The 11973-nt window shown below is 71.0% G+C and carries 7 protein-coding genes; 3 read left to right on the forward strand and 4 right to left on the reverse strand.

Annotation, left to right across the window (positions count from 1 at the left end):
* Positions 1–40 precede the first annotated feature (40 nt).
* A complete protein-coding gene (gene pgm / locus EV384_RS15065) occupies positions 41–1684 on the forward strand; it encodes a phosphoglucomutase (alpha-D-glucose-1,6-bisphosphate-dependent) (protein ID WP_130333932.1) in 1644 nt (547 codons plus the stop codon).
* Between the two features lie 44 nt (positions 1685–1728).
* Here pgm and EV384_RS15070 read toward each other — a convergent pair whose 3' ends face one another.
* Complete coding sequence (locus EV384_RS15070; RefSeq protein WP_130333934.1) at positions 1729–2652, reverse strand: NAD(+)/NADH kinase; 924 nt, start codon at positions 2650–2652, stop codon at positions 1729–1731.
* 290 nt (positions 2653–2942) lie between these two features.
* Here EV384_RS15070 and EV384_RS15075 point away from each other — a divergent pair, with 290 nt between their 5' ends.
* The gene (locus EV384_RS15075) at positions 2943–4169 is read left to right on the forward strand and encodes an acyltransferase family protein (RefSeq protein ID WP_242624072.1); all 1227 of its coding nucleotides are present in this window, start codon (positions 2943–2945) and stop codon (positions 4167–4169) included.
* A 143-nt stretch (positions 4170–4312) separates the two neighbouring features.
* Here the strand turns inward: EV384_RS15075 and EV384_RS15080 are convergent, their stop codons facing one another.
* Positions 4313–7429, reverse strand: coding sequence for a M14 family metallopeptidase (locus EV384_RS15080; RefSeq protein WP_130333938.1), 3117 nt, complete (start codon positions 7427–7429; stop codon positions 4313–4315).
* A gap of 374 nt (positions 7430–7803) precedes the next feature.
* Between EV384_RS15080 and EV384_RS37250 the strand changes: the two genes are divergently transcribed.
* Positions 7804–8052 (forward strand): glycerophosphodiester phosphodiesterase family protein, encoded by a 249-nt coding sequence (locus EV384_RS37250; RefSeq protein WP_423202957.1) that lies wholly within the window; start codon positions 7804–7806, stop codon positions 8050–8052.
* On the opposite strand, the gene EV384_RS15090 is transcribed toward EV384_RS37250, so the two are convergent.
* Both EV384_RS15090 and EV384_RS15095 read right to left on the reverse strand, forming a co-directional pair.
* A complete protein-coding gene (locus tag EV384_RS15090) occupies positions 7987–9885 on the reverse strand; it encodes a polysaccharide biosynthesis protein (protein WP_130333942.1) in 1899 nt (632 codons plus the stop codon). The two genes, EV384_RS37250 and EV384_RS15090, sit on opposite strands and share 66 nt — an antisense overlap.
* Before the next feature lie 361 nt (positions 9886–10246).
* The gene (locus tag EV384_RS15095) at positions 10247–11593 is read right to left on the reverse strand and encodes a UDP-glucose dehydrogenase family protein (protein ID WP_130340579.1); all 1347 of its coding nucleotides are present in this window, start codon (positions 11591–11593) and stop codon (positions 10247–10249) included.
* Positions 11594–11973: the final 380 nt, after the last annotated feature.

Raw genomic sequence — 11973 nt, forward strand, 5'->3', positions numbered from 1 at the left:
GTCCCCGCAGAACGCAGCAACCCGTCAGGAGGTCCCCGCAGTGGCCCATCCCCGTGCCGGCCAGCCCGCCGAGCCCGCCGACCTGGTCGACGTGCCCCGGCTGGTGACCGCCTACTACGCCGAGCACCCGGATCCGGCGGACCCGGCACAGCAGGTCTCCTTCGGCACCTCGGGGCACCGCGGGTCCAGCCTGAAGAACGCCTTCAACGAGGACCACATCCTCGCGGTCACCCAGGCGCTCTGCGACTACCGGCGCGAGCAGGGCCTCGACGGGCCGCTCTTCCTGGCCCGGGACACCCACGCGCTCTCCGCCCCGGCCGAGGTCAGCGCGCTGGAGGTGCTCGCCGCCAACGACGTCACCGTGCTGGTGGACAGTCGGGACGGCTACACCCCGACCCCGGCCGCGTCGCACGCGATCCTCACCCACAACCGGGGCCGCACCAGCGGGCTCGCCGACGGCATCGTGATCACCCCGTCGCACAACCCGCCCGACGACGGCGGGTTCAAGTACAACCCGACCAACGGCGGCCCCGCCGACACCGACGTCACCAAGTGGATCCAGGACCGGGCCAACGCCATCCTCGCCGCCGGTCTCAAGGAGGTGAAGCGCGTCCCGTACGCCCGGGCGCGCGCCGCCGACACCACCGGGACGTACGACTTCCTCGCCCGCTACGTCGACGACCTGCCCGCCGCGATCGACATCGACGCCATCCGGGACGCGGGGGTGCGCATCGGCGCGGACCCGCTCGGTGGGGCCAGCGTCGCCTATTGGGGGGAGATCGCCGAGCGGCACCGCCTGGACCTCACGGTGATCAACCCGCTGGTCGATCCGACCTGGCGGTTCATGACCCTGGACGGCGACGGCAAGATCCGGATGGACTGCTCCTCGCCGAACGCGATGGCCTCGCTGATCGCCGCCCGCGGGACCTACCAGGTCTCCACCGGCAACGACGCCGACGCCGACCGGCACGGCATCGTCACCCCGGACGGCGGCCTGATGAACCCGAACCACTACCTGGCGGTGGCGATCGGCCACCTGTTCCGGACCCGGTCGGCCTGGGGACCGGCGGCGGCGGTCGGCAAGACCCTGGTCTCCTCCTCGATGATCGACCGGGTGGCCGCCGACCTGGGCCGCCCGCTGCTGGAGGTGCCGGTCGGCTTCAAGTGGTTCGTGCCCGGGCTGCTCGACGGGGCGGTCGGCTTCGGCGGCGAGGAGAGCGCCGGCGCGTCGTTCCTGCGCCGCGACGGCAGCACCTGGACCACCGACAAGGATGGCATTTTGCTCTGTCTGCTCGCCTCGGAGATCATCGCGACCACCGGGAAGACGCCCAGCCAGCACTACGCCGAGCTGACCGAGCGCTTCGGCGCCCCCGCGTACGCCCGGATCGACGCCCCGGCGACCCGCGAGCAGAAGGCGGTGCTCGGCAAGCTCTCCCCGGAGCAGGTCACCGCCACCGAACTGGCCGGCGAGCCGATCACCGCCACGCTCACCACGGCCCCGGGCAACGGCGCGCCGATCGGCGGGCTGAAGGTGACCACCGAGTCCGGCTGGTTCGCCGCCCGCCCGTCCGGCACCGAGGACGTCTACAAGATTTACGCCGAGTCGTTCCGCGGGGCCGACCACCTCGCCCAGATCCAGGAGGAGGCGAAGGCACTGGTGGACGGGGTGCTGGCCAAGGCCTGAGCAGACCCGCCGCCCGTCCACCCCGGGTGGGCGGGCGGCTCCGGTCAGCAGGGCGGCGGCAGCTCCCGCTCGTGGCGCTGCCGCCGTATTTCGTCGGGAAGCAGCTCGCGGAGCTGGTCGGGCAGGAACGGCAGGTCGAGCAGGCTCAACTTGAGCTGGTTGCGCTCCTGGTGACGGAGCGGGTCGAAGCGGACCACCCGGCCGGCGTCCCGGCGGTAGCTGATGTCCACCCACCCCTCGGTCGCCGCGTCCTTGAAAATCACCCCGTCCATCTCGACGGCGACCGCCGCCGAGTTCGGCTCCAGCTCCAGCCGGATGCGCTCCTGCGGCGAGAGCACCACCGACCGGGAGATGCCCGCCATCGGCGCCGACGGGGTCACCACCACCGCGTCCGCCGCCGGGGAGACCAGCGGACCGCCCGCGGCGTAGCTGTACGCCGTCGAGCCGGTCGGCGTGCTCACCACCAGGGCGTCGCAGCGGTAGTAGCCATATCGCTGGCCGTCCACGGCAAGGGTGGCGGTGACGAAGCCGGAGCCGGGCTGGCGGACCATCGCGATGTCGTTGAAGGCCACCACGTCGTCGCCGCACACGTCGCAGGCCAGGCAGGCGTGCGACTCGACGGTGAAGTCGTGCGCGCTGATCCGGTCCAGCGCCGCCGGCAGGTCCGGCGGCTCGACCTCGATCAGGAAACCCAGCCGCCCCAGGTGCACCCCGAGCACGGGCTTCGGATCCCGTACCGCCAAGCGCAGTGCGCCGAGCATGGTGCCGTCCCCGCCTATGCTGATCAGGGCGTCCGCGCGGGCGGCCACCTCGCCGGCGGGGACCGGCTCGACGGTGCGCGGCACCCGGTGCGCGTCCTCCGCGCGCACCATCAGCGTCTTGCGGTGGCGCGACGCCCACCGTTCGATGATCTCGACCACCTCGGAGACGTCCCGGGTGGGGTGCAGTACCAGACCCAGCCCCGCCACCCGTACAGCTCACCACATCGGCGTCGGACTCGCCCGGCGTACCGGAAGGTGCGCCGGCGGTGGCGTCCACCGCCGGCGGCGGTCCGCCGTACGGGTCCACCTTCCGCGCCGTTCGGCCATCGCCGCCCTCACCCGGGCGGACCGTCGACCATGCAAAGCGTGACCTTGCTGCACTTTGGGCTGAACTGCTAACTTTCCGGCTGGTCTGAGCCGGCGGGGGCGGCGGACCAGTCATGAGAGCTCTAGTCGCACAACGGCGGCGGGGCCGAGCACCGTCACCGGGAGATCATGTGAGAGCGCCCTCCCAGGCCCCCTCATCGCGCCTGTACGTCCTCGACGGCTTGCGGCTCGTCGCCGCACTCCTCGTCGTGGGTTTCCATTTCACGATCTTCGCCAAGCCCTGGGGCGTCCCGAACGGCTCGGCGCTGCCCGAGCTGGCCGTGGCCACCCAGTTCGGCTGGCTGGGCGTCTACCTCTTCTTTCTGATCAGCGGTTTCGTGATCTGCATGAGCGCCGAGGGGCGGAGCGTGGCACAGTTCGCCACCGCCCGGATCACCCGGCTCTACCCCGCGTACTGGTTTGCGGTGCTCGCGACGACGGCGGTGCTCACCCTGTGGCCGGTGGTCGCCAAGCCGCTGTCGCCCGGTGACGTGCTGACCAACCTGACCATGTTCCAGGACCTGATCGGGGTGAAGCGGGTCGACGTCGTCTACTGGACCCTCTCCGTCGAGCTGCGCTTCTACCTGCTGTTCGGGGTGTTCGTGCTGGTCCGCGGTTACACCCCGCGCCGGGTGCTGCTCTTCGCCGCGGGCTGGCTGGTCGCCAGCCTCTTCGCCACCAGCCACTTCCCGCTGCTCACCAAGCTGCTGGTCCCCAGGGACTCCGCCTGCTTCGTTGCGGGCATGGCGCTGTACCTCATCTACCGGCACGGTTCCAACATCTACCTCTGGGGCCTGGTCGGGGCGTCCTGGCTCGTCGCGCTGGAAATGATCGGCTCGATGACGCCAACCGGACCGGTCCGCAACGTGTTCTCCCCGACGCAGGTCGCCGTCGTCGAGGCGGCGGTGATGACGGTGTTCTTCCTGATCATGGCCGCCGTAGCGACCCGCCGTCTCGCGGTGGGCTGGCGCTGGCTCACCACCGCCGGGGCGCTGACCTACCCGCTCTACCTCCTGCACGAGTTCATCGGCTGGACGATGATCCACCACCTCCGCCGGGTGCTGCCACCGTGGGCGACCCTGCTCGTCGTGGTGCTGACGTTCCTGGTGATCTCGTGGCTGGTGTACCGGCTCGTCGAGAAGCCGGTTGCCGGCTGGCTGCGGCGCCGGTTCGCCGAGGCCCGTCTCTCCTCGGACTTCCTCCGGCAGTCGCCGCCCGCCCAGTCGTCCGCCGCGCGGACCGACCTCGACCGGAAGGCGGCTTCGCCGGTGGCCGCCGACCCGGTGGCCGGGCAGCAGGAACACTGGCCCCCCGCGCCGCTGCCCCTAGCCCCGGCGACGGCGGGCACCTCCCGCTGAGCCGACCGGGGCAGGGCCCTCGCCGCGGCTGACCGGGGCCGTTCCCGCGCTGGTTCCGCCTTCGAGGCCCGTGCCACCGGTCCACAACCTGGGAGCGGGCAGGTGCCCCGGGACGTCCCCGGGCCACCTGCCCGCCATCAGCGTCACGACCGGCTGCGGTTGCCCCCGCTCAGGTGGGTCAGCGACCGGGCGACCAGGTCGTCCCGGGCCGCCGGGGTCAGCCCTTCGAGGCCGAAGCCGAGGTACACCGAGTCGTCGGTGACCACCGCCGAGCCCTCCTCGAACGCCTGCTGGCTGCGCGCCCAGTCGTTCGGCGCGCCGGCCGAGCCGGCCGGCGGGCCGGCGACCGTCCAGCCGCCCAGGTCGGCCGTCTCGAACGAGGTCTCCGAGACCACCGCCCCGTCGGCGACCACCCGGGCGTCGTCGAGGAACACCCCGAGACCCTGGGTGCCCCAGTCGGAGACGTACGAGATGGAGACCTCGACCTTCTTGCCGGCGTACGCCGACAGGTCGACGGCGAACTCCTGCCACCCGCCGGACGCCCCGGTGGCCGCGTTCCAGGTGCCGGTGCTGCCCGTCGGGGAGCAGTCGGCGCCCTGGTAGTGACCGAGGAACGGGTGCAGCTGCGCCACCCAGCCGGACTGGCAGCTCTCCCCGGTCGCCGTGCCGGTGTGCCCGTTGAGGTCGGGCAGCGTGGTCCAGGAGTCGCTGCCCACCTCGTGCGCCTCGACCAGCAGGTAGTCCCAGTCCCGCTCGATGTCGTACGAGGTGAAGAAGCGCAGCTGGCCGGCGGCGGCCGCGGTCAGGTCGACGGTCCGGGTGAGCCGCTTGTACGACTCGTCGGCGCGGCCGCTGTACAGGTACCAGTCGCCGGTCCGAGGGTCGAACGGCGCCGCCCCCGGCCGCGCCCAGTCCACGGTCGCGGAGCTGGCGAACTGCGGGAACTGCTCCGGCGGCAGGAAGCTCGACGTGGTGAGGAACGACGCCGTGTGGTCCTGGTTGCCCGCCGACCCGGCCGCGTTGAGCTGCCCGTCGAAGCCGGCGAACGCCCCGTCCGAGCCGCGCACCGGGTACGGGTCGCCGTTCGGGTCGGTGCCGCCGTCGCTGACGTAGTTGTACGCCCCGAGGTAGTACTGCTGGAAGTCGTTGAGCACCGGCAGGCAGGTCACGTCGTCCGGGTCGGTGCACTCCGGCGGGGCGTCCGGCCGGTAGACGTAGCTGCCGTTGGCGCCCTGGGCGAAGAGCGCGTACTTGCCGCTGACCAGCACCTTGCCGCCCTCGTTGAGGTAGTCGCGGACGGCCAGCTCGGTGGTGAGCGCGGCCTCGGCGGTGGTACCGCCGACCTGGCCGGGCGAGCGGAGGATGATGTCGTCCCCGGTCTCCCAGACCACCGCCCGGTAGTGCGACAGCACGCCGAGCGGGTGCGGCGCCTTGCGACCCATCGCGTCGAAGTCGTACACGTCGGCGTGGTGGCCGGCGGCCTCGACGGAGGCGGCGATCTGGCCGGCGTACCTGGCGGTGGTGGCGTTCTGCGTCGGGCTCAGCCCGGTCACGTCCTCCGCCGCGAGCACCAGCACGTCACCGCCGACGTCGGTGTGCACCCGGTAGGTGAAGTGCTCGCTGGCCACCGGGCCCGTGCGCGGCTTGACCCCGGTGAACCAGACCTCCACCCGGTCGCCCGGCTTCGTGCCGGTCACCGTGCCGCGCAGCTCGGCGTAGTAGTCGTCGTTCGTGTCGCCGTACCGCTCACCGCCCTGCCACTCGCGGACCTGGACGCTCTTCGGCCGGCCGCCGTTGACCGCGTAGTGCATCCGGACGTCCTTGAGCGCCCGCCGGGCGGTCGTGGCGACCTGCTGGGTCCGCCCGTACGAGGTGTCGAAGGCGTCCACGTCGAAGTCCGGGGTGCTCCGCCCGACCACCGAGACCGGGTCGTCCGGGTCGGCCGCCGACTTCGCCACCGCGAGGGCGAACGGCAGGTTCTTCGCCACCTCCGCCGAGATCAGCTTCTCGTCGTCGGGGAAGATGAAGCCGCTGACGCAGTCCTCCGGCCGCCACTGGTCGTCCGGGTCGGACGCGGCGGCGGTCTGGCAGGTGGACATCTCGGGGGTGAAGCCGAGGGTGCCGTACCGGACCTGGGCGTGCGAGTCGGTGTCGCCGTTGGTGGTGTACAGCTCGGCCGAGATGTCCGGGTCGTAGCCGGGCACCGCCGGGTGGGCGTCGTCGCCGGCCATCGCCTGGTAGATGAGGTCGTCCGGGGTCGGCGTGCTCACCTGCCAGCCCACGCCGTAGAGCAGCAGCTGCGCGGCCGAGTGGTAGTTGACGAAGAACTCGAAGCCGACCCGCTTGAAGAGCTGGTCCAGGGCCTTGGTCTCCGGCTCCGAGTTGGGGCCGGCGCCGCGGTAGGTGTCGCTGTTCGGCTCGGGCGAGGAGCCCTCGTCGTCGTACGCCCACTTGTAGCTGAAGTTGCGGTTCAGGTCGACGCCGTCGGCGCTGGTGATCCGGCCGTCGCCGTCGTTGTCCCGCAGGTTCTTGCGCCACAGCCGGTTGCCCGGGGTGAAGGTGTGGTCGTAGCCGTCGGGGTTGGCCACCGGCAGGAACCACAGCTCGGTGGTGTTCACCAGCCGGGTGATCTCCGCGTCGGTGCCGTAGTTGTCCAGCACGTGGTGCAGCAGCCGGCGGGTCATCTCCGGGGTGATCCACTCCCGGGCGTGCTGGGTGCTGGCGTAGAGCACCGCGGGACGCTTCCCGTCCGCGACCGTCCGGGCGTTCTTGGTGACCTTGACGGCGAGGATGGGCTGCCCCTGCACGGTACGGCCGAGGGTTTCCACCTTGGCCAGCCCGGGGAACCGGGCGGCGGTGGCGGTGATCTCGTCCCGGATGCCGCCGGGCTCGCTGTACGAGCGGAACGCCTGCCAGCCGGCGGCGGCCTGCTCGCGCAGCGCCTGCGAGGCGTCCTTGCCGTGCACCTTCTTGACGGTCAGCGGGACGCCCTGGCCGGTGAGCCGGGCCGCCTCCCGCCGGGTGAGCACGGTCTCGATCGTCGTGCTGCCGTTCGCGCCGGCGGACCGGTGGTCCTCGTCGAGGTCGACCCCGGCGGCCCGCAGCCGGTCGAGCTGCTCGGCGTTGACCGTGCCGACGTACACCTCCAAGCTGTCGCGGCCGCCCGGGTCGGACGGTGGCCGCGCGCTCGCCGGTGCGGTCAGCGCCATCGCGCCGACCAGAGTGAACACGCCGGCGATCGCCAGCCGTGTGCGCCTCATTGCGCCTCCTTCGGTGGAAGGACCTGTAGGCGCGAGCCTTTCGCCGCAGAGCAGGCATGTCAATGGCTCGATCGGTCCAGCCCTGCGACTTCCGCGGCATCGCCCGGACCAGCTGTCACGCCGCGGCGCCCTACCGGCCAGCGCCGACGGGTGCGGTCACCGGCGCCTCAACTGTGGATGCGGACGCCTTCCACCGTCGCACCGCGCGGCGGTGACCGGCATCCGGTCGTGTGGGCCGCCGACCCGGCGGGCCAGCAGCGCCATCCGCCGTCGAGCAGCGCCCGGGCGGCCACCCGGTACGGGGCGAGGCAGATCTCCGTGACGAGCAGCGGGAAGAGGCGAGTCCCGCCTGCTACCAAGGGCCGAACGTGTCCGTGCTGCAGCGGTGGGACCGGCTCAAGGTCGTGCCGTACACGGTGGACGAACCGGCGATCATGCAGCGGGTGATCGACCTCGGCGTCAACGGGATCATCACCGACAACCGGATCTGCTGGTCAGCGTCGCGATCCGCAACGGTCTGCGCTGACAGCAATCCCACCCGGCCGCCGCGCTGCCGCTCACAGCGGCGGCGCGGCGGGGGTGTCGGCCGACCGGCTGTTCGGCACCAGCGCGGCCGGAGGTAGCTGGCCCGGCTGGTCACAGAGCGCGGCCAACCGTGCGATCAGCTTCTCCGGTTCGTCGGCGGGGTCGAGGGAATTGACCTCGATGGGGTCGAGCGCGGGCACGGTGACGTGCGAGATCAGTGGATGCAGCGGCCGGACGTCGGCCTCGCCGGGGCCGAAGAGTTCCTCGTGGAGTTTCTCCCCGGGCCGCAGCCCGGTGTAGACGATCTGTGAGGGGCCGGGGGCCTGGGCCGCGAGTTGCCGGGCAACATCGTCGATGCGAACGGGCGTGCCCATGTCGAGTACGAGCGCCTCGCCGTCCCGGCCGATCGCGGCGGCCTGGAGCACCAGGTGCACCGCCTCCTGGATCGTCATCAAGTAGCGGGTCACCTCGGGGTGGGTGACCGTGATCGGCAGCCCGGCCTCGATCTGCGCCCGGAACGCGGTGACCACGGACCCGCGGCTGCCCAGCACGTTGCCAAAGCGGACGCTGAGGAAGGTCCCGGGGAAGTTGGCCGCTGCGTACGCGGTGAGCCGTTCCGTGATCCGCTTTGAGTAGCCGAGCACGCTGATCGGGTTCGCCGCCTTGTCGGTGGAGATGTTGACGAACTTCGCCACCCCACGACACGCCTCGAGGACCGCGAGGGTGCCCCACACGTTGGTCTGCACGGCCTCACCGGGGTGTTGTTGCAGCAGAGGCAGATGCTTGAGCGCGGCGGCGTGGAAGACGATGTCCGGGCGGCGTTCCGTCATGATGCGAGCGAGCCGTTCGGCGTCACGCACGTCGGCGAGGATCAGCTCGGACGTATCCAGGAGCGCCCGGCCGGACAGCGACAGCTGCAGGCTGTGCAGTGCGGACTCGTCGCGGTCGAGCATCAACAGCTCGCTGGGGTTTGCGCGGGCGATCTGCCGGCAGAGCTCCGATCCGATCGAGCCGCCGGCGCCGGTCACCAGGATCCGGCGGCCGGCGAGTCCCGTGTCGGCGCACTTGATGTCTGCAACGACGTGCCGGCGGCCGAGCAGGTCGTTGATGTCCACGTCGCGTACGTCGGCCACGCTGATCCGGTGATCGACCAGTTCGCGTACGGGGGGAAGAACCTTGAAGGCGGCCCCGGCCGCCAGGGTGGCGGTACGGACCTCGCAGATCAGTCCGGCGTCGGCGTTGGCCACCGAGAAGATGAGGGTGGCCGCCCCGGTCCGGGCGACCGCGGTGGCGATGTCCCGGCGCCCGCCGAGCATCGGTACGCCGTCGATGCGCATCTGTTGCTTCTCCGGGTCGTCGTCCAGCAGCCCGACCGGCAGGTACCGGCCGCGGGGGTCGCTCACCATCGCGCGCAGCAGGGCTTGCCCGGCCGAGCCCAACCCGAAGAGCACTACCGGAGTCGCGGAACGGCTACTCGGCCGCAGGGCGCGGTCGCGGCGACGACGGTACGCCGTCCGGATCGACAGCATGATGAGCAGGGCCACCGCGGCGCCCATCGGCGGGGTGCTGGCAGGTACCGGCCGCTCCGCCACGGAGAGAACGGCGGCCAGCAGCATGATCGCCGCAGTGCAGGCGGCCGTGCCGGCCAACGCTCGGACCTCGTGCAGGCTGCCGATCGGGTGTCGCCCCCAGTACCGGCGCCGGAGCAAGGCCATGGTGGAATGCAGCGCGGCGGCGATCAGCCCGGCGCCGAGGGTCCGGGTGATCTGGCCGGTGGTGAGGTCGAATTCGTATCTGGTCCAGGCTGCTGCGGTGAATCCGCCGATCCACGCCGCGGTATCGCTGGCGAGCAGTGCCGCGGTGCGGCGCTGGACCTCCTTCCGCCGGTCAGTTGCGTGGGTGTGGGTCGGCGCGGCTGCGCTGGGCTGCATCGATGGCTCCCTGGTGCTGGTTTGCTTTACCTGGCGGGTACTAGGCCTCTTCGCCAGGTAAGAACTATTTAGCCCGCTTTCAGGGCTAGTTGTGGTGCATTCGCTGTCTTTAGCTCTTTAGATCCATTTTGCGCCGTTTGCCGCGCAGAGGCCGTAGCCCGGGGCACGGGGATGCGGTACCGGGTCAGCGCCCAACTCCCGGTCACGTGCGCGCGGCGTAGAGTTCCGCGCCGCGAGGCATGGCCCGGTCGAGGATGGTTCGGACCACCTCGGCGACTTCCCGGCTGGCGCGGAACATCAGCCCGAGCCGGATGCGGCTCATGCGACGAGATCACCCAACCGGCCCCCGGGTCGGGTGGGGTCAGGGTCGGCCCATGCCGCGGTACTCCCAGCCGGCCTGGATCCATAGTGCCGGGTCGAGGCAGTTGCGGCCGTCGATGATGCGGCGGTGGGTGACGAGTGTGCCGAGGGCGTGGGGGTCGGCGTTGCGGAAGTCGGCCCATTCGGTTAGGACGCAGACGAGGTCGGCGTCGCGGACGGCGTCGGTCATGGTGGGTGCGTAGGTGAGGTCGGGTTGTGCGCGGCGGGCGTTGTGCATGCCTTGGGGGTCGTAGACGTGCACGTATGCGCCGGCTTTGGCCAGCAGGGCGGCGACGGCCAGGGAGGGGGCGTCACGCACGTCGTCGGAGTTGGGTTTGAATGTGGCGCCGAGTACGGCGATGCGGGTACCGGACAGATCGGGGCCAGCGGGGCCGCAGCGGCAGGCGAGCAGGTCGGCGGCGAGTTGCAGGACGCGGGTGCGCCGGCGTTGGTTGATCAGGTCGACTTCGTGGAGGAAGCGGAGGGCTTCGCCGGCGCCGAGTTCCTGGGCGCGGGCTTGGAAGGCACGGATGTCCTTGGGGAGGCAGCCTCCGCCGAAGCCGACGCCAGCTTGCAGGAAACGGTTGCCGATGCGGGGGTCGTAGCCGATGGCGCGGGCGAGTTGGGTGACGTCGCCACCGGCGACTTCACAGACCTCGGCCATGGCGTTGATGAACGAGACTTTGGTGGCGAGGAAGGCGTTGGCGGCGACTTTGACCAGCTCCGCGGTGGCGAAGTCGGTGACCACGACGGGGAGGTCGCGGTCTTCGGTGGCGGCCAGGTCGAGCACGCCCTTGTGGGCGGCGTAGAGCATGCTGCTGGCCCACTCGCTGTTGACGCCGGCGACTATGCGATTGGGTCGCAGGACGTCTTCGACGGCGAAGCCTTCCTGGAGGAATTCAGGGCTCCAGGCCACCTCGACGCCCAGTTCGGCGGGGGCGTGTTTCCCGACGAGTTGTTCGACCCATTCGGCGGTGCCGACCGGCACGGTGGATTTCCCGACGATGAGCGCCTTGCGGGTCAGGTGCCGTGCCAGGCCGCTGACCACGGCTTCGATATAGGACAGGTCGGCGCCCATGCCGTCGACGCGTTGTGGGGTGCCCACGCAGATGAAGTGCACGTCGCCGAACTCGGCGGTCTGTGCCAGGTTGGTGCAGAACTTTAGCCGGCCGGCGGCAAGGTTGCGTTTGAGTAGTTCCTCCAGGCCGGGCTCATGGAACGGCACCTCGCCATCGGTCAGTCTGGCGATCTTGTCGATGTCGACGTCGAAGCCGAGCACCTCGTAGCCCATCTCAGCGAAGCAGATCGCGTACGTCGTGCCGAGGTATCCGGTGCCGAGGAAGGCCAACCGGGGACGCGGGGCACCCGACGGCGGGGTGACTGCCGCCCTATCGGGGTCGGCCAGCGGCGTGGGGCGCTGGTTGGTCACGGTCAGGCCTCCGTGGCAGGCGTTGTTGGGTCCGCGCCCCAGTGATGTGCTGGGCGTACGGCTGTGGTGGTTGATATCTGAGGCTCCAATGAGGTGCGCTTCGGCTGATCTGGTAGCGACAGAACTGCACTTCCGTCCTGGGCAGAGGTCCTAGCGCAGGGCCTTCGATGAGTCGGCCGCTGTCGGGTACGACGCTCAGCGGGCCGCGATGCTGTTCCGCACCGCTCTGCGCGCCGGTCGCCGGTCGCCGTCAACCGCATCGAGCAGCACCCGTTCGAGGCGGCGGAACTGGAAGTCGG

Origin of the sequence: Micromonospora kangleipakensis (genome assembly GCF_004217615.1) — a bacterium.
In the GTDB taxonomy this organism is placed as follows: Bacteria; Actinomycetota; Actinomycetes; order Mycobacteriales; family Micromonosporaceae; genus Micromonospora; species Micromonospora kangleipakensis.